Annotated in this window: 14 protein-coding genes; 8 read left to right on the top strand and 6 right to left on the bottom strand. The window is 34.7% G+C overall.

Features of this window, described 5'->3' with window-relative positions:
* Both KAOT1_RS22410 and hemH read right to left on the bottom strand, forming a co-directional pair.
* Positions 1-743 (bottom strand): MATE family efflux transporter (locus KAOT1_RS22410; protein WP_007096137.1); only part of this gene is annotated, 743 nt, incomplete at its 3' end.
* Positions 743-1,777 carry a ferrochelatase gene (gene hemH / locus KAOT1_RS17125; protein ID WP_007096136.1) on the bottom strand — a complete coding sequence of 345 codons (1,035 nt, stop codon included), beginning with the start codon at positions 1,775-1,777 and terminating at the stop codon, positions 743-745. The genes KAOT1_RS22410 and hemH, both read right to left, overlap by 1 nt.
* 198 nt (positions 1,778-1,975) lie before the next feature.
* On the opposite strand from hemH, the gene KAOT1_RS17120 reads away from it, so the two are divergent.
* Positions 1,976-5,413, top strand: a complete 3,438-nt coding sequence (locus KAOT1_RS17120) for a TraB/GumN family protein (RefSeq protein ID WP_040559645.1) — start codon at positions 1,976-1,978, stop codon at positions 5,411-5,413.
* Positions 5,414-6,059: 646 nt separating this feature from the next.
* Here the strand turns inward: KAOT1_RS17120 and KAOT1_RS17115 are convergent.
* Complete coding sequence (locus KAOT1_RS17115; protein WP_007096134.1) at positions 6,060-6,947, bottom strand: helix-turn-helix transcriptional regulator; 888 nt, start codon at positions 6,945-6,947, stop codon at positions 6,060-6,062.
* A 203-nt stretch (positions 6,948-7,150) separates the two neighbouring features.
* On the opposite strand from KAOT1_RS17115, the gene hemA reads away from it, so the two are divergent.
* The 4 genes from hemA (at position 7,151) to hemE (ending at position 11,836) form a co-directional block, all read left to right on the top strand.
* Entirely contained in the window at positions 7,151-8,410 is a 1,260-nt protein-coding gene (gene hemA, locus KAOT1_RS17110) for a glutamyl-tRNA reductase (protein WP_040559644.1), read from the top strand.
* Positions 8,407-9,987: a hydroxymethylbilane synthase gene (gene hemC / locus KAOT1_RS17105; protein WP_007096132.1), complete on the top strand. Its 1,581-nt coding sequence runs from the start codon at positions 8,407-8,409 to the stop codon at positions 9,985-9,987. Before hemA ends, hemC begins: the two co-directional genes overlap by 4 nt.
* 121 nt (positions 9,988-10,108) lie before the next feature.
* Entirely contained in the window at positions 10,109-10,621 is a 513-nt protein-coding gene (locus tag KAOT1_RS17100) for an alpha-ketoglutarate-dependent dioxygenase AlkB (RefSeq protein WP_007096131.1), read from the top strand.
* Positions 10,622-10,813: 192 nt separating this feature from the next.
* On the top strand, positions 10,814-11,836 hold the full coding sequence (hemE, locus tag KAOT1_RS17095; RefSeq protein WP_007096130.1) for a uroporphyrinogen decarboxylase: 1,023 nt from the start codon (positions 10,814-10,816) through the stop codon (positions 11,834-11,836).
* Between the two features lie 444 nt (positions 11,837-12,280).
* Here hemE and KAOT1_RS17090 read toward each other — a convergent pair whose 3' ends face one another.
* The 3 genes from KAOT1_RS17090 to KAOT1_RS17080 are packed head-to-tail and all read right to left on the bottom strand — an operon-like array spanning position 12,281 to position 16,319.
* Complete coding sequence (locus KAOT1_RS17090; protein ID WP_007096128.1) at positions 12,281-14,824, bottom strand: TonB-dependent receptor; 2,544 nt, start codon at positions 14,822-14,824, stop codon at positions 12,281-12,283.
* Positions 14,811-15,743 (bottom strand): FecR family protein, encoded by a 933-nt coding sequence (locus tag KAOT1_RS17085; protein ID WP_007096127.1) that lies wholly within the window; start codon positions 15,741-15,743, stop codon positions 14,811-14,813. Before KAOT1_RS17085 ends, KAOT1_RS17090 begins: the two co-directional genes overlap by 14 nt.
* Before the next feature lie 60 nt (positions 15,744-15,803).
* The gene (locus KAOT1_RS17080) at positions 15,804-16,319 is read right to left on the bottom strand and encodes an RNA polymerase sigma factor (RefSeq protein WP_007096126.1); all 516 of its coding nucleotides are present in this window, start codon (positions 16,317-16,319) and stop codon (positions 15,804-15,806) included.
* 203 nt (positions 16,320-16,522) lie between these two features.
* On the opposite strand from KAOT1_RS17080, the gene KAOT1_RS17075 reads away from it, so the two are divergent.
* From KAOT1_RS17075 to KAOT1_RS17065, 3 genes are all read left to right on the top strand, one after another.
* A complete protein-coding gene (locus KAOT1_RS17075; protein ID WP_007096125.1) occupies positions 16,523-17,584 on the top strand; it encodes a hypothetical protein in 1,062 nt (353 codons plus the stop codon).
* A 152-nt stretch (positions 17,585-17,736) separates the two neighbouring features.
* Entirely contained in the window at positions 17,737-18,516 is a 780-nt protein-coding gene (locus tag KAOT1_RS17070) for a hypothetical protein (protein WP_007096124.1), read from the top strand.
* A gap of 52 nt (positions 18,517-18,568) precedes the next feature.
* Positions 18,569-19,159, top strand: coding sequence for a porin family protein (locus KAOT1_RS17065; protein ID WP_007096123.1), 591 nt, complete (start codon positions 18,569-18,571; stop codon positions 19,157-19,159).
* The last annotated feature ends 26 nt before the right edge of the window (positions 19,160-19,185 follow it).

Below are 19,185 nucleotides of genomic sequence, written 5' to 3'. Positions count from 1 at the left end.
AAGGTAACGCCACCTAATTCTGTAATTTCTTTCACAATTGCGTGTTCTAACTTAAAACAACGCAATCGTATTTTGAGTTCACTGTATTTTGAAAAGAAAAACCAATAGATAAATAGAAAACAGATAAAGTATGAAATAGACGTTGCCCAAGCGGCACCTGCCATTCCCATATCCCACACATTGATAAATAAGTAATCAAAAAAAATGTTTCCAATAGCAGGAAGAATCAACGCTACCATGGCAAATTTTGGCTTTCCTTCGGCACGAACTACAGGATTTCCCGTCATACAAAGTGCCAAAAACGGAATACAATACATGACAATGACATAGTATATTTCCGCAGGAGCGAGAATTTTACCTTTTGCACCAAAAAGTGCTAAGGCTTCTTCCTTAAAGATCAATCCGACGATTACGAAGAAAACCGCCAATCCTAACGACATCACAATTTGGTTTCCAAACGTACGTTGTGCTTTGTCGTGATCTTCCTTTCCTAAAGCTCTCGAAATTATGGATGCGCCACCAACACCAATTGCCATTCCAATGGAAGCAATTAAAAACGTAAGTGGAATGACTACCGTGATGGCTGCGATTGCCATAGGACCAATCCATTGTCCTACAAAAATGGTATCAACGACCATATTTAAAGACATGACTAAAATTCCTATAGACGCAGGCAATGCTTGCGAAATCAGCAATTTTCCAATAGGCGCAATGCCAAGTTCGGCAGATTTATTTTTTGCCATTAGGCAGTTACTTCTGCTTTAGCTACACTCCATTCGTTAATCCAACGTGTCATTACTTTTACCCAAGCATCATCGTCATTTAAACACGGAATATGCTTGTATTCTTCTCCGCCAGCTTCTTTAAATTCTTCTTCACCTTCCATGGCAATTTCTTCTAGCGTTTCCAAACAATCAGCGACAAATGCAGGCGTGATAACCACTAAATTTTTCTTTCCTTCTTCTGGAAAACGCTCAAATTCTTTATCAGTATACGGTTTTAACCAAGGATCGCCACCTAAGCGCGATTGGAAAGAATCGCTATATTTTCCTTCTGGAAGATTTAAATATTCGGCAACCAATTTGGTGGTTTCAAAACATTGATGTCTATAACAAAATTCGTGTGCTTTTGAAGGTGTATTGCAACAACTTCCATCAATTTTACAGTGTGATTTTGTCGGATCTGTTTTGCGAATATGTCTTTCGGGAATTCCGTGATATGAAAATAGAATGTGATCGTAATCGACACCTTCTAAATTTTCTTTTATTTTTTCTGAAAGTACGCGGATATAATCTGGATGATTGTAAAAAGAAGGCACGATAGTCAATTCCATATTTGGAAAATGCTTTTGCTGTTCTTCTTTCGTTTTTTCAATAACTGTTTCTGTAGAAGACATTGCGTAATGTGGATACAATGGCACTACCAAAACCTCATCAACACCTTGGTCATGTAATTCTTGCAATCCTTTTTGAATACTCATAGAACCATAACGCATTCCTAACGCTACAGGAACTTTGGCGCGTTCTTGCACTTTTTTCTGAAAACGTTCTGAAATAATGATGAGCGGCGAACCTTCATCCCACCAGATTTTTTGATATGCTTTTGCAGATTTTTTTGGTCGCGTATTCAAAATAATTCCTTTTACTAAAAAAGTACGAAGCCATTTTGGAACATCAATTACGCGTTCGTCCATTAAAAATTCGCCTAAATATTTTTTTACATCTTTAGGATTTGGGCTATCAGGTGAGCCAAGATTAATCAGTAATACACCTTTCATTTGTTTTCTTTTTTGAGAATTACAAAAATACGACTCTATCTTCAATAAATAAATAGGGAATCATAGGAAATGTCTATACACTCATTTAAAAGGCTTTTTTACGCATTATGATTCTATTAACATGAAAGAATTCATATCTTTAGTACATTGTTAAAAAATTACCGATTACACGAGTACCATTAAAATTTTGACTTCTTTATGAGAGTATATATTTCACTACTATTTCTGTGCTGCACATCACTCCTTTTATCACAAGAAAATAAACAAAGTCTTCTTTGGGAGATTTCTGGAAACGGCATGGAAAAACCTTCCTATTTATACGGAACCATGCACGTGAGCAAAAAAGTTGCGTTTCGCTTAGATGATGTATTTTTTAAAGCGTTGGAAGAAGCTGAAACAGTTGCTTTAGAATCTGACCCAACAACTTGGTTGGCGCACAATTATGAAAGTATGAATAATATTTCTGCTCCATCGTATGGTGGCGGAAATTTTTACAATCGAAGCTTTAACCCGCAATTTTCAAAGAAAGAAACGGTTCGACGTATTATCCGATTTGACAATAGAATCATTAACGGATATTTATACAGAAAACAAGCTGGCGCAGATGATTTTGAGGAAGAAACGTATTTGGATATGTTTATCTATCAAGCTGGAAAAAAGAATAACAAACCTATCATAAGCTTAGAAGACATCGAAGAATCACGTTTTTTAACATCGCGCGCAGCCTACAATGTCCGAAAGAAAAAAGCAGATGAATGGGTTCAGAAAAAATTTAAAAATAAAAACCGATATACCGTTCAAGAAGATGTATACCGAGATCGAAATATCGATTTGCTAGATTCTATTGGAGCCGCAGTAAACACTAACTATTATCGTGAAAATATGTTGTTTAAACGCAATGAAAATATGGTCATTGTGATGGATTCGTTAATGCAACACAAAACCGTTTTTGCAGGTGTTGGAGCCGCGCATTTGGCTGGCGAAAAAGGCATGCTTCAAATGTTGGAAGATCGTGGTTATACCGTAAAACCATTGACTTCAAAACAGACAGAGTTTGCACTCAAAGCCAAAGTAGCATTGGAAGATTTATATGTAAAACCTTATTTAAATACGTATAGCACACCAGATGGTTTTATCACCATAAAAACTTTTGATGAACTTCGAGAATTCGTCTATAAAGATCAAAAATTTTATTTAGCGCCCGACATGACAAATGGTGCTTATTTGACCATTTCTCGATTGAATACATACGATCATTTGCCAAACGAAGAAAAAATTACGCTTGAAGAAATTGATCCATTATTATACGAAGATATTCCAGGCGATATTATTTCTAAAAAAACATTGACAAGTCCGTATCCAGGATTTAGCATTGTCAATAAAACCAAAAAAGGCGATTATCAAAAATATCACATTTACAAAACGCCGTTGGAAATGATTATCATCAAATTTGGTGGAAAGAAAGACTTTGTATTGCAATACGAACAGGAAATATTTGGCTCACTCAAATTCCGTTCTACCGAAAACGAGTTCAAAACCTATACTTCTGAGTATAATAAATACGAATTTTTATTTCCTTCTAATTTTATTTCTGACAACACAAAAAATGCAGGAAACAAACTGTTGCAAGCTGAGGTAAATGGCGAATACTTTTTCTTTAAAGAAGTCTTTAATAATGATGTAAGTTATATTGAAGAAGATGCGTTTGAAGCTAGTTACATTCACGATAATTTCTACAAAAAACTAGACATTGAGAAGATTGACGGCAATTTTGTCGATTATAAATACACGAGTTATGAATCTTCTGCAATTATTGATACCGTAACGCAACAGAAAATTCACCTAAAAACTATTGTTAAAGACGAAAGCTATTATTTGCTTGGTTATATTGGTGATTCAGATGAAAAGAAAAACAACTATTTTAAGTCGTTCAAACTCAAAACACCAAAATACAAAAAGTTCAAAACGGTAGTAGATACTTCACTCCATTTTTCGGTATTGACCAATACCAAACAACCTGTAGTTCGCTCTTACGGAAGATACAAAATAGATAAAAAAGCGTACGATCAGGAGAAAAAATACATTTCATACACCTCAAAAAGTAATGAAAAAGTGTTTGTACAACGCATGAAATATCACGACTTGCAAATGTTTCATAATATTGACAGTTTACGAAATGCTATAGAACGCAATTACGAATATAAATTTGTGATTGAAGATAAAAAATACGAGCATGAAAATGATATATATACAAGTACATACATACTGCGTGACACGGCAAGTGCCAAACGTGTGTACCGAAAAAATATCTTAAAACAAGGTGTTTTATTCAGCTTGTCTACGTTGGAAGATTCTATTGCCGAACGTTCTGAATTTGTAAAGAATTTTTACGATACATTTACACCAAAAGATACGTTACTTGGTAAAGATGTATTTGCCGATAAAACAGATATTTTCTTTGATGGCATCAAAAATAATGACAGTATTGTACTCAAAGCGTATGCAAAAATTAAGTTTGATGACAAACATGCCAACACGATCATTTCTTTATTAAACGAACATGATTTTCCTGAAGATCGTGAAAACATCAAAAACTATCTAATTTCATCATTAGGAAAGCTTGAAAACGACAGGATTCATCCATTCTTTCAACAATTATATATAAAAGCGTATGACAAACCAAAAACGCAAACTGCGATATTAAAATCGCTCTTACAGCAAAAAGACGAAGCGTCGTATAAAATGGTTTTAAAGTTGTTAGAAAAAGATTTTCCGCTAGATTCAAGAGGAACAAGCAGATTATTTAAAACGGGAAAAGACAACTTAGCACTCAAAAAAGAATTGTTTCCAGAATTGCTTCAATATTCGAGTATTCAAGAATATAAAACGCCAATTTATCAACTATTAACGCAATTAACCGATAGTAGTTTATTAAAGCCAAAAAGCTACAAAAAATACAAAAATCAATTGTTGAATGATGCTAAAATCGAAATCAAGCGAAACTTAGGAAAATCATCATCGTACAATTACAAAAGTAGTACAGCGTTGGAAACCTATGTAAAATTGTTATTTCCTTTTCGAAAAGACAAAAAAATCAAAGATTTCTTTAGCAAACTCATCAAAACAGATGCAAAATCGGCATTGACAACCTACTTAGCTTTATTAGCCGAAAACGACGAAATGATTCCTGAAGAACTCAAAGAAAAAACAATCTTCAAAGAAAAAGCATTGGCTTCTTCTTTGTGGAAACTAGCAGAAAAAGACAAACTATCTATTGTGCCCGATTCTCTAAAAACACAACAACGCTATGCACAAGCAGGATTGACCAGTCGTATTGGATTGGACGAAGAAGAAGACACGATCGAATTCATCAAAACAATTGACATTACCAATGAAGATGGCGAAATTGAAATTTACTTTTTCAAAGTAACACAAGAAAACCGATACAGCACGCGAAGTAAATTATACCATATTGCTTTCATCAAAAAGCCGACATTAAATACAAAAGCGTATGCAACAACCAAAAATTACAGTGGCGAACGAATTTATGGTGACGAAATTGAAGATGAAATGTTTGAAAACATTGTCGAATTGGTAAAATATAAAAAACGAAAACGTGTCAGTGGAAGAAGATGATTTTTCTAGACAACTTAGATTTACTTAGACTTATTAGATTGTTAGTATATTAGATTTTCTCGCTGAGTTTAAAAAGATAACATAGTTTCACGATCAAAATACCAAAACAAAGTACATCTAAAATCTAAAAGCATAGCCAGTCTAACTAATGTAGCAATTTGAAAATTTGAAAATGTATCAATTAACCCGTTGTGCATTTTGATAAAAATCGTCAATTCTAGTGAATTTTACGATTGAAAAAGTTTTAGTAAGTTAAGAAAAGTTCTAAAAGCAAAGCGTTCTAAGCGGTTTTTGCGACGCAGAAACAAGTCTAAAAGCGTAGCAAGTCTAAACCCAAAGTTTCTAAAATCGAAACAACCTTGAATCATTGAATTTCAGGTATTAGTTTTTGGGTATTTGGTATTAGTCAAGTTCTAAGAGTTATTGGAAATTCAAACTAAAATACCAATATACTTTGAGCGAAAGCGATACCAAAATTCCATAATCAAACTTTTAATTGAAAATATCAAAGGAATTTATTTATAAATAGTGTTAGAAACAACCTTGAATCATTAAATTTTAAATCTTTGAATTAAGCGAAGCGAACCTAAAAGCGCTTGCACTGAGCGCTCGCACTGAGCGGAGTCGAAGTGAAGCGAACCTAAAATCATCCTGCACTCGACAAAATATACTTCTTCGGCGTCGTTCCGTATTTCTTTTTAAAAGCCGCAATAAAATGACTTGCCGTGCTATAACCGACTTTATGACCAACTTCATTTACATTATAACTTCCTGATTCGAGCAATTTACGCGCGTATTCCATCTTATAATCAAACAAAAAGCTAAATACCGAATCGCCATAAATTTGCTTAAAGCCTTCTTTCAGTTTCTTAATATTCAAACCAACTTCATTTGCCAATTCTTGCAAACTTGGCGGTTCTGCCATATTGGCGATAATAATATCTTTTGCTCGACGAATTTTTAGTACATTATCTTCATCCACCAAAAACGGACATTGCTCAATATCAGCATCTTCACTTCTATTAAAATACAAACTCAACAACTCATAAGCCTTTCCTTTTAAATACAATTTCTTGATCGATTTGTGCATATTATTACTCAACATCTGATTCAGCACAACAGCCATCATTGGCGTTATTTTCTTGTTATCGTAATACTTTTTATCTTTCTTATCGGCATCCAAAAAGTGAATATAATTGGCTTCAGTAGAAAACAAAGAATGAAACTTTTTTATGGGAATCAACACAGAAATCAACCACGTTTTTGGTGCTACATCTACATTAATTGGCAAATCTGTTTGCGGATTGTACAACAACAACGCATGTTCATCTTTCACATCAAAAGCATAACGTCCATTATTAAAATTGAACTTGCAATGTCCTTTCACACAAAAATGAAATTGTATAAAACTACTGTCAATTTCGCGGATAAGTTGCTGTGTATCATCACTCTCTTTTTGAAGTTTCAAAATATAAAAACCTTCCTCTACTTGAGTCTCTTTAAAAGTACTTTGAGCGATATTTTTTTCTTCCATAAATCGAAATACTCGTTTTGATCTTATTTAGAATCATTCTATGTTAAATAGCCTAAAAAGCCCTATTTTGCTATAAAACTACAACTTTTCATAAATTTTTCATGATATTTATCATAAAAAACTTGTAGCGTTATAAAAAGTCCTTTAAGCGTTATTTTTATTTCTCGTTGAATGATACTTTTGTTAACGATTTTAAGATTCCCATGAAGCAATACAATATTTCAAAACATAATTCTTTCTACTGTGTAGGCATGAGCTATAAAAAAGCAGATGCGCACATTCGTGGAAAATTTAGTTTAGCAGATACTGCAAAAGCTTCCATTCTTTCAACAATCAAAGATAATGAAATTGGCGATGGCGCGTTGATTATTTCGACCTGTAACAGAACTGAAATCTACGGTTTTGCACAACATCCTTATCAACTCATCAAATTATTATGTGACAATTCTAACGGAAGTGTCGAAGAATTTCAAGAAGTAGCCTACGTTCATAAGAACAAAGATGCCATTTCACACCTTTTTAGAGTTGGTACAGGATTAGACAGTCAAATTCTAGGAGATTTTGAAATCATCTCGCAATTGCGAAAAGGATTCAAAAATTCACAAAAAGTAGGATTGATAAACGGTTTCATGGAACGTTTGGTAAATGCAGTAATTACGGCGAGCAAACGTATCAAAAACGAAACAGAAATATCTTCGGGCGCAACATCTGTCGCTTTTGCTTCAGTACAATACATCCTAAAAAATGTTGCCAACATGCCCGAAAAAAATATTTTGCTTTTCGGAACAGGTAAAATTGGTAGAAACACTTGTGAAAATTTGGTAAAACACACCAAAAACAATCACATTACGCTTATCAATCGTACCAAAGACAAAGCAGAAAAAATTGCAGGGAAATTCAACTTGGTCGTAAAAGATTACGTAAAACTCAATGAAGAAATTCAAAATACAGACGTTCTCATTGTAGCAACAGGCGCACAAACGCCAACGGTTTCTAAAAAAGACCTTCCTACCGATAAAGAATTACTCATCTTAGACTTGTCGATTCCTGAAAATGTTTCACGCGATGTCAAAGAATTAGACAACATCACTTTAGTTCATTTAGATGCGTTATCGCAAATTACCGATGAAACTCTAGAACGAAGAAAAGCGCACATTCCAAAAGCAGAAATTATTATTGATGAAGTAAAAACGGAATTTACAGCTTGGTTGGAAACGCGAAAATTTGCACCAACGATCAAAGCGTTGAAGCAAAAACTCACGGCGATGAAAAATGCTGAAATCAATTTTCAACGTAAGAAACTCAGTGATTTCGACGAATCGCAAGCAGAAATCATCAGCAACAGAATCATTCAAAAAATAACTACACAATTCGCCAATCATCTCAAAGATGAAAACACAACTTCAGAAGAAAGTGTAGCATTGATACAAAAAGTATTTCAATTGGAAAATAACTCACTATGAGTAAACGCATCAGAATCGGGACTAGAGATAGTGAACTCGCATTGTGGCAAGCTAAAGTAGTACAAGAACAGCTTGAATTTTTAGGTCACAAAACCGAATTAGTTCCCGTAAAAGCTACAGGCGATTTAGTCTTAGACAAACCACTATACGAACTCGGAATCACCGGAATATTTACACGAACGCTCGATATTGCGATGCTCAACAATGACATCGATATTGCGGTGCATTCACTAAAAGATGTTCCTACAATATTACCAAAAGGAATTGTACAAGCAGCAGTTTTAAAACGTGGAAATGTACGCGATACCTTAGTCTTCAAAAACAACGAAGAATTTTTATCGCAACGCAACGCCGTAATTGCTACTGGAAGCTTACGCCGAAAAGCACAATGGCTCCACAGATATCCAACACATACCATTGAAGATTTACGTGGAAATGTAAACACACGTTTGCAAAAGCTAGCAGATACGGAGCATTGGAATGGTGCTATATTCGCTGCCGCTGGATTGGGACGTATTGGTTTACGACCAGAAGAATCTGTTAATCTTGAATGGATGATTCCCGCGCCAGCACAAGGAGCTATTATGATTACTGCTTTAGAAGCTGATGAAGAAATTCGTGCTATTTGTGCAGAAATCAATCATGAAGAAACAGAAATATGCACTTCGATAGAACGTAAATTTCTAAACTTACTAGAAGGTGGTTGTACAGCGCCAATTGGAGCAATTGCCTACATAAAAGACGAAGTAGTTACGCTTGAAGGTGTATTATTAAGTACAGACGGAACAAAGCGAATCTATGTGACGCGTTACGAAAAACTAGGCGAACATCACGACTTAGCCGAATACTGTTCAAACTACATCATTGAACGTGGCGGAAAACGCTTGATGGACGATATTAAAAATGCTGGAAAGCAAATCAATGTATATTCTACTAAACTTTTGACAGAAGCGCAACGACAACTTTTCAACGATAAAATTGTCTCAGAAAGTAGCGATTTCATCAAAATTAGTTTGAATAGAATCAAGCCACAAGTAGTTCGAAAACCAATTAAAAATGTGGTAATTACAAGTAAAAATGCGGTAGAAGCGTTAGTGCAAAACTTTTCTTCGGAAGAATTACAATTTCAAAACATTTACTGTGTTGGACGCAGAACCAAAAAACTCATTGAGCAAAAAATTGGTCCTGTAGCAAAATCGGCACGAAACTCTAAACTACTTGCCGAACATTTAGTAGAATACATGGAAGGAACTACGGTAACGTATTTTTGTAGCGACATCCGTTTAGATGCATTGCCAACAATTCTAGAAGAAAATCATATACAAGTTACAGAAGTACACGCGTACAAAACCATATTGGACGCTGAAAAGCTTCAAGATGGAATTGAAGGCGTCATGTTTTACAGTCCATCAACGGTAAAAAGTTACATATCAGCAAACAAAGCCAAAGGAATTGCATATTGTATTGGTGAAACAACTGCCAAAGAAGCAAGACAGCATTTTGAAGACGTTCGCGTTGCAAAACTCCCAACTGTTGAGAGTGTGATTGAGTTGGTGAACTCGCAGTATGCTCGTTAGATTTAAGATGTTAGAATTGAGTATTGAGAACTATCAAAATAAATACTTAATTCTAAAACAACCAAAACGTCACTTCGAGTAATTTTCTGCACATTGAGCGGAGTCGAAATGAAAGAAAATAATGAACGGAATAACATACATAGAGAATTTTATTGAGCGACCAGAAATATTGTTTAAATTTTTAAAAAACAATGTAAACTGGGATCAGCGCATGGCAGCTAGAAAAACTGCGAGTTTTGGTAAGGCATACAATTATTCTCAAATTAGTTATCCATATCAACCAATTATTAAAGAAATACAAGAAGTTGTATATCTCATCGAGAAAGAACTCAACTTTGCTCCTAATAATTGCTTGATTAATTATTATTTAGATGGCAAATCGCGTATGGGTTTTCATTCTGATCAAACAGATATATTAGTTGAAAATACAGGTGTTGGAATTGTCTCTATTGGAGAAACCCGAACATTAAGATTTCGAAATATTAAAAACCAAGAAGTTACAAAAGACTTCCAATTACCTTCTGGTTCATTTATATACATGACCAATGAAATACAAGACGAATGGCAACACGCAATTCCAAAATCAGACACCGAAAACGGAAGAATGAGTTTGACATTTCGTAAAATGAAGTAAAAATTAGTTGCAAGATTTGAATAGTGAGTATTGAGACTTTATTAATGTAAACTCTGAACTCTAAAATAACCAAAACGTCACTTCGAGCCCAGTCGAGAAGTACTTTAAAATAAAAACTAAAAATGAGATATTAGTAACGAGCTATAAACTTTCTCAATACTCAATACTAACAGCTCAAAACTTAAAAAGAATATGCTAAAAAACGATTTATTTTTAAGAGCTTTAAAAGGAGAAACGGTAGAACGTCCGCCTGTTTGGATGATGCGCCAAGCAGGAAGATATTTACCAGAATTCATGGAAATTAAAAGGAAGTACGACTTTTTCACACGTTGTCAAACACCTGAGTTGGCAAGTGAAATCACAGTGCAACCTATTCGCCGTTACGGAATGGACGCTGCAATTCTATTTTCAGATATTTTGGTCATTCCGCAAGCGATGAACATCGAAGTGCAAATGAAACCGAATTTTGGTCCATATTTACCAAATCCGGTACGAACGCAAAAAGATGTTGACAATGTTATTGTTGCAGATCCTGAAGCATTAGACTACGTATACAAAGCTATCAAAGCCACAAAAGAATTGCTCAACGACGAAATTCCGTTGATCGGTTTTGCAGGTTCACCTTGGACAATTTTATGTTATTGCGTACAAGGTCAAGGGAGTAAAAACTTTGACAAAGCAAAGAAATTCTGCTTTACAAATCCTGTAGCGGCACATCAACTATTGCAAAAAATTACAGATACAACCATTGCTTATCTAAAAGAAAAAGTAAAAGCTGGAGTCAATGCCGTACAAGTTTTTGATTCTTGGGGCGGCATGTTATCGCCAACTGATTATCAAGAATTTTCTTGGCAATACATCAACCAAATCATTGAAGCACTCAAAGATGATGCGCCAGTAATTGCCTATGGAAAAGGTTGTTGGTTTGCGTTTCAAGAAATGGCACGATCAAATGCAGCGGCATTAGGTGTCGATTGGACATGTACAGCAAGAAATGCACGCTACTTATCTGGTGGAAACATCACGCTTCAAGGAAACTTTGATCCAACACGTTTATATTCGCCACCAGCGGAAATCAAAAAAATGGTACACCAAATGATTAACGAATTCGGAAAAGACAAATACATCGTAAATCTCGGACACGGAATTTTACCAGACATTCCGTTAGACAATGCCAAAGCTTTTATTGACGCGGTAAAAGAGTATAAAGCGTAACTTATTAGACTTTGGTCAATTGCTCTTAGGTTCGGTTTGCTCAATTAAAGGATTTAATAATTCAATGATTCAAGGTTGTTTCTGAGATCATTGTTTGATTTTATATAAAATGTTAAATGCTGTGTTTTAAATTTTAAATGCGTTTCTAAAACAAATTTGAGTATTGTTTGAAACTAATTGATACATTTCCAAACTTTTAAATTGTCGTATTAATAACGTTTTTAGACGCGCTTCGCTCTTATTCGTCATGCTGAACTCTTGTGCTGAACTTGATTCAGTATCTTTTCAGCATCTCACAAGTAAATCCGTTAAAACTTTGTGCTAAGCGCAGTCGAAGTAAACGCGAAGTTTCAAAATACAGATCAAGAATTAAATCCGTTGCGTAAAAAAACAACGGATTTTTTATTTTTAGTTTTACGTAATCAATTTTCTTGAAAATTAAATCTAAAACCGCACCCGAAAACTCACATTCGGTGTCATGCGTAAAGAAACATTGTCAATACGCTTTGCGCGAGAAGTATCTTCTGAATCTACTTCGTAATAACGATTAATCACATTTCGCTGATTGGTAATGTTTAATACGCCAGCTTTCAATGTTCCTTTGATGTTGTTGTGAATGTTAAATGCATAACTCACAGAAGCATCCAAGCGTTTAAAATCGTCCAAAAAACTACTGTTTGGTTCGTCGTAATTGACCTGCGTGAAGTTTCCGTTTTGCACCGTTTCGTTTCCAGCAACCGGTTGTGTAAATGGTCTTCCTGAACGCCAAATTCCGCCAAGCGATACTTTTAAATCCTTCATCAATTCGTAATTAAAAGCAGCTGATACCGAATGACGTACATCTACATTATTGGGAAAAGTTGCAGGTGTAAATTGGTCAAAAGTATATTCGTTCTTGCTATACGTATAACTAATCCAAGCACTGTACAAATCGGCAGTTTTATTGGCTAAAAATTCAACGCCATACGAACGATAACTTCCTGTAGCATCTACAAATTGTAATCCGTTGTAAAAACCTTGTCCCGCAGTCGTAATTCCGTCAATATTCTTATAAAAACCAGTAATATCAATCAAAAAATTATTGTGATTAAATTCAATTCCTGCCGAACCTTGCATACTTTTCGCAATCGGAATATCTTCATTATTTGCCAAAATCCAACGGCGATTTTCCACACCCAAAAAATCGTCCTGAAAATCTACAATTTGTGTCGCGGTTTGGTTTTTAAATTCGCCCAACATTTTTACCGAAAACTGATTGGATATTTTGTGTCGAATGTTAATACGCGGTTCTAAACGGAATTCATCAAACTGTTGAAAATAAGTCGCTCGCGCACCAACACGCACAAAGGTATTTTCTTTGTAATATTCCGCTTCAGCGAAAAATGAATGATTCCACAATACATCTTTTTTTATGCGGTCAAAAAATGGCAGACTTACACGCGTTCTGTTTAAAATTCCAATTTCGTTAAACTGATAACCGCTACGCAATTGAATTTCGTCTGTTATCTCATACAACGCTTTTAGTTTTACACCAGTTTCAATCACTTCATTTCGTTGCGCCAATTCCTGATCGGTTTCTACGGTATAATCTACCGCATCAACTTCATAAGTAGAGTAAAAGCCTGAAAATTCTGTAGTCAATTTATCACCCCAAAAAGCTTTCCAATGTCCGCTTGCGCCAATATTTCGCTGATTCAGTTCGCTTATGCGTGATGACGCTTCATTGGAAGTATTTACCGTACTTTCCATATAATCCAACTGATTGTCAATACTGATAAAACTGAGTCGAAACTGATGATTTTTATTGAAATCGTACAAAATTTTAGCCGAATAATCGTGAAAAACAAAGTCCGAAGATGTTTCTGCTTGATTGATCGTGTTGTTGGTATTGATGTCGCTATCCTGAAAACTTCGGTCAAAATATTGATCGTACGTTGGTGTGTTGAATACATCAGTATACGAACGACGTGCAGAAATATGTACTTCTAAATCTTCTGTGATGGGAACTTGCAAAAAAGCATCGGCACTAATCAAATTGAATCCGAAACCGCCTGAAAATGTATTGGTAATGTTATTTTTGGTTTCCATCTTAATTGTACTAGAAACGCCATCACTGTATTCGCTACTTGTACCGTTTTTGGTTACCGTTACTTTTTCTGTTAAGTATGGATTATACGCAGAAATCAATCCGAAAAAATGCCCAGAATGATACATTTTTATTCCATCCCACAACATCAAATTCTGATCGTTTGTACCACCACGAACGTTGATATTGGCAATACTTTCATCCGAACTTTCTACACCAGGCAACGCTTGAATGGATTGTAAAATATCAGGTTCTATTTGTCCGGGAAGAATTCCGAATTCTTCCGTATTCAAAACGGTGCTTCCGTCAAGTACTTTTTGCAATCCTGTGGTTAAGTATTTGGTAATGACAATTTCTTCTAAATCTTCCCGAATTGGTTGCAAATTGATTGTACGACAATTTCCCGTAGTAAAAAGTTCTTTTGCCTGAAAAAATTCTGAATTGAATCCTATGTAAGAAATTAAAATTTTGGCTTCAGGAGAAACTTCATCAAGCGTAAATTTTCCATCTACAGAGGTTGTACTTCCGCGTGCTTCATTCACAACTGCAATGGTTGCACCAAAAAGAGGTTCGTTGGTTTCGGCATTTTTTAAATATCCACAAATAGCAATCTTTTTGTTTACTGTAGAAACCGTTACATAACGCTCGCTCAACATCTTAAAATTGAGTAATGTTTGTGCGTTTAAATACGCAATCGCTTCTTGTAATGTAAGTATATCTTTTGGTGGCGTAATGGAAAGCGTTCCTAAATCTTCAACTGCATACGAAAACTTGACATCGTGCTTTTTTTCAAGCGACGTAATGATGTCTTTCAACAATTGTTTTTCTTGACTGTTTTGCGCTGATAGCAAATGACAGATCGCAAAAAACAGTATGTAAACGTACTTTTTACTTGTCGCCATTATGATAAAATATCACTTCGTTTTCATTGATTTTGTACTCCATTCGCAACGGAATTGCTACCGATTGTAACGCCAATTCTTTGTTGGTATGTGTAAAAGTTCCTGTGTATAATTGAGAAACATTTACATTTTCTGTTTTAATTTTAATATCATATTGACGTTCTAATTCTTCAATAACTTCCGAAAGCGGCACTTCATTAAAGCTTGATTCTTGTTGCATCCAAGAAGGTTTTTCGTCTACAATATCATAAACATAGCCTTTTTTTCCTTTGAGCATGCGAAATGCTTTTCCTTTGGTCAAAATGGTTTCTCCGTTAGTGAAAGTCACACGCACTTTTCCTTCAAAACATTGTACATCGAAGTAATTTTCTCGATCTTTAATATTGAATTGCGTTCCTAAAACTTGAACGGATTCTTCGTCCATTTGTACCGTAAATTTTTCTCCTTTAGCTACTTTAAAAAAGGCTTCTCCTTCCAATTCAAGATTGCGTTCGTTTTTCCAAGAATTTTTATTGTACGCTAATTTTGAACCTGCATTTAAGGTTACTTCCGAACCATCTGGCAAGGAAATTTGTTTGTTTTGTGCCACAGAAGTTTCAAGCGTATACATATTGTTTGAAAACATGAAGTATGAAAGTGTTGCTAAAAGTACTACCGCAGCAGCGACTTTATAGAACATGCTCAAATTGAGTTTTCTAATTTTTGTTTCTGGAGTTTTTTCTTTAGTTGCTTTGGAGCGATAATTTTGTTTAAAATCTTCTAATGAAGCAGCGACATCACGTTTTGGCACGTCAAATTGTTCACTGTAAAAGCGAATTTTTTCAAACGTATCAAATCCTTCAGACGCTTGAAGATTTTTTATTTCTTCGTCTGAAAGTTCTCCGTTAAACCATTTTAATATGTCTTTTTCTTTGTCCATAATTGCTTGTCAAGGGTAAGACAACTCTATTTCATTTTACCCTACGAAAAAATGAAAATTTTACAATCCTTCTATTTTTGCGCGTAACTTTTTCAAAGCGAGCGACATGCGTTTTTCCACAGTTTTTTGAGAAATGTCTAGCAATTCGGCAATTTCTCTATATTTTTTGCCTTCTACTCTACTGAGTAAAAATACTTCGCGTTCTTTATCGTCTAAATCGGCAATCGCATTTTGGAGTTTTTGTTTAAATTCATTTTCCTCCATAATATAAGCAGGATCTTGATTCGTCCGATCCATATACGAAGCTGTCTTTTCATAATTTAATACTACTTTTTGATGTTTTACCACATTCAAAAACGTATTGTTAATGGTTGTAAATAAATAAGTCTTTGCTTTTGAAGGATCAATTTTTGCGCAGTTCTCCCAAACTTTTACAAAAGCTTCTTGGATGATATCCATAGCACTCGCTTTGTCTCCGCTTTTATAAAAAGCAAAATTGCTGGCAGCTTGCAGGTAGGTAGCATAAAAATTATTGAAGGAACTCTCATCACATAAACTTCCGTGCTCCGATTGCATATATTCTCTTTTAGATTTTTACTTTTACAAAAGTATGATTTTTTAATGTATTTTAATTTTCTGATTTTCAGTGTTTTAAAAATTTTTTAGAAAAAATTTAAAAAAATCATAGGGTAAATTATTTCTGTGTTGTCTTAAGGGCGAAATAACGAAAAAGAATTCTTTACGAACTAAAAAAATATTAAAATACAAAAACGACTATTATGAGAAATTTAAAACTAATCACAGCATTTATCGTATCATTTGCCTTATTCACTTCTTGTCAAGATGAAGTTGATTCTGAAAACGGACAAAATCCAAATCCGAATGTAACAACCAATACAGCAAACTCAATGACAACTTTAAATTTAGAACGCGCTTCTATGTTTGATGGTTCTTTTGATGATTTTTTAGACGATACTTCATGTTCAGCAATACTATTACCTGTAACGGCAAACGTAAACGGAACACAAGTAACCATTGTTTCGGAATCTGATTATCAATTGGTATTAGATATTATCGGACAATTTAATACTGATGACGACGATGTGGAATTTCAGTTTCCAATTAGCGTAATGTTGAGCGATTACACAGAAGTAACCGTAACCAACGAAGCAGAATACGACGCATTAATTGATGCTTGTGAAGATGCTCAAAACACCGCACAAGACGCCATTTCATGTGTTGATATTCAATTTCCAATGGTAATTTTAAACTATGATGCATCTTTAAATCAAACAGGAAGTTTAACAATACAGTCTGAAGAAGAATTATACAACTTTGTTGAAAATTTAGATGACGACGAATCATACTCAATCAGTTACCCAATTACCGTAATTTTAAACGATGAAACAACAGTAACCATTAATAGCGACTCAGAATTTGAAAATAGCTTAGAAGATTGTTTAGATATTGAAGACATGGAAGATGAAGCAAATGACAATGCAGATACGCTAGAAGAAATCTTGGTAGAAGGAACGTTTAGAGTAGAATCGTTTATTGATGCTGGAGTTGATACAGCAAATACATACGCAGATTTTACTATCGATTTTGCAAACGACTTAACCGTTGAGGCAGAAAATACCGTAGACAATACAATTGAAGATGTAGAAGGAACTTACGAAGTAACTTCAGAAACGGAAGTGTTTTTAACATTGAATTTTTCAGGAAATGCTTCTTTCGAATTACTCAATCAAACGTGGGAAGTAGTAAGTGCATCAGAAACAACAATTTCTTTACAAAGTACGGTAAATAGTGCAATCACATTAACGTTTGTTCAAATATAAGAAATCCAATTTCCCCCAATTTGCCGTATATGTTATGGTAGAACAATTGTCAATTCGTTGGCAATTGTTCGTTTTTGAGATAACAATTAATCTTGAATGAGTTAATAAAAATTTGAGTATCTTATAATTTTACACCTTTGAAAAACATTAATATGTTAAAGAAAATATTCCCTTATATTGTCATTTTATCATTCATCGCCTGCTCTAGTGATTCGGAAGAAAATAACGGAAATGGAACAACACCGACAAATCCTATGGTAGCCAATCAACAAGCGGTTGGAAGCTCTGCCAATGATATTTTATCTGACAATACTTACACACGTCTTTCTGTAGAAATTGTATACGTACAAGGCTTTGAACCTTCACAAACTGCCATAAATAATTTTACTACTTTTTTACAACAACGTACGTTTAAACCAGATGGAATTAGCACAACATTGACCGCTATTGAAGCACCTGGAAATACCTCGTATACCATTGAAGATGTTGTGGCACTTGAAGAAACACACCGTATGAATTACAATACAGAAAACGAAGTTGTAATTTGGGCATTTTTTGCAGATGCTCCTTCCGAAAGCAATTCAGGAAATAGTGTTGTGTTGGGAACGGCATACAGAAACACTTCGTTTGTAATTTATGAGCAAACCATTCAGGAATTGAGTGATGAACCATTTGAACCAAATAGAACTATTTTAGAAACCACAGTCATTACACACGAGTTTGGACATTTGTTAGGTTTGACCAATTTAGGAACACCATTGCAAAGCGATCATGAAGATGCAGCACATCCAAAACATTGTGATGTAGATACTTGCCTAATGTTTTGGTCTGCCGAAACTGGCGCAGGAATTTCCAATATGGTTTCTGGCGGAAACGCACCACAATTAGACGCACAATGTATTGCTGATTTGCAAGCAAACGAAGGAAGGTAACAACACAAAAAAATTACAATTCAATCAATAAAAACACAAAAACAATTACAACATGAAGAAATTATTTTTAACAATCGGAATTATTTTATTGGCTTTTCAGGCAGGAAATGCACAAGATGTCGCTAAAAAAACAGCAAACATCGGAATAAAAGGTGGTTACAATTTGGCTGCCGTTAGCTTTGATGGTGATGCAGAAACAGGAGATCGTAGCGGTTTTCACCTTGGTTTTTATGGCGAATCATTTTTAAATGAAAACATTGCATTGCAAATAGAAGTTTTATACTCGCAACAAGGATATGAAATTGAAGCAAATGGCGGAACGTTTACGCAAAAACTAGATTATATCAACTTGCCTTTAATGTTAAAAGGATATTTGGGAGACAACTTTTTCTTGGAAGTTGGTCCGCAAGTTGGTGTTGCCATTTCTCATAAAGAAGAATTTGACAGCAATTTCAATTTGTTTGATACAACTCAGGAATTTGAGCCAAATAGCTTTGATTACGGAGTGAATTTTGGTGCAGGTTTCAAAACGAATTCTGGAATTTCACTAAGCGCACGTTACCACTTAGGTTTGGGCGATATTTATGACGATGGAAGTCCCAAAAACCGCGTTTGGATGTTTTCTGTAGGATTTGATCTTTAAAAATAAAATACAATTGCAAAAGCCAT

It is taken from the genome of Kordia algicida OT-1, assembly GCF_000154725.1.
Lineage (GTDB): Bacteria > Bacteroidota > Bacteroidia > Flavobacteriales > Flavobacteriaceae > Kordia > Kordia algicida.
The sequence above is the reverse complement of the archived record's forward strand: the minus strand, read 5'-3'. Positions and strand labels throughout refer to the sequence as shown.

Excerpts from the sequence above, each read along its gene's own strand:
- hemC (WP_007096132.1), top strand. The coding sequence starts at position 8,407 with ATGAGTAAACGCATCAGAATCGGGACTAGAGATAGTGAACTCGCATTG.
- KAOT1_RS17085 (WP_007096127.1), bottom strand. The coding sequence starts at position 15,743 with ATGGACAAAGAAAAAGACATATTAAAATGGTTTAACGGAGAACTTTCA.
- KAOT1_RS17065 (WP_007096123.1), top strand. The coding sequence starts at position 18,569 with ATGAAGAAATTATTTTTAACAATCGGAATTATTTTATTGGCTTTTCAG.
- KAOT1_RS17070 (WP_007096124.1), top strand. The coding sequence starts at position 17,737 with ATGTTAAAGAAAATATTCCCTTATATTGTCATTTTATCATTCATCGCC.
- KAOT1_RS17080 (WP_007096126.1), bottom strand. The coding sequence starts at position 16,319 with ATGCAATCGGAGCACGGAAGTTTATGTGATGAGAGTTCCTTCAATAAT.
- KAOT1_RS17090 (WP_007096128.1), bottom strand. The coding sequence starts at position 14,824 with ATGGCGACAAGTAAAAAGTACGTTTACATACTGTTTTTTGCGATCTGT.
- KAOT1_RS17075 (WP_007096125.1), top strand. The coding sequence starts at position 16,523 with ATGAGAAATTTAAAACTAATCACAGCATTTATCGTATCATTTGCCTTA.
- hemE (WP_007096130.1), top strand. The coding sequence starts at position 10,814 with ATGCTAAAAAACGATTTATTTTTAAGAGCTTTAAAAGGAGAAACGGTA.
- hemH (WP_007096136.1), bottom strand. The coding sequence starts at position 1,777 with ATGAAAGGTGTATTACTGATTAATCTTGGCTCACCTGATAGCCCAAAT.
- KAOT1_RS17100 (WP_007096131.1), top strand. The coding sequence starts at position 10,109 with ATGAACGGAATAACATACATAGAGAATTTTATTGAGCGACCAGAAATA.
- KAOT1_RS17115 (WP_007096134.1), bottom strand. The coding sequence starts at position 6,947 with ATGGAAGAAAAAAATATCGCTCAAAGTACTTTTAAAGAGACTCAAGTA.
- hemA (WP_040559644.1), top strand. The coding sequence starts at position 7,151 with ATGAAGCAATACAATATTTCAAAACATAATTCTTTCTACTGTGTAGGC.
- KAOT1_RS17120 (WP_040559645.1), top strand. The coding sequence starts at position 1,976 with ATGAGAGTATATATTTCACTACTATTTCTGTGCTGCACATCACTCCTT.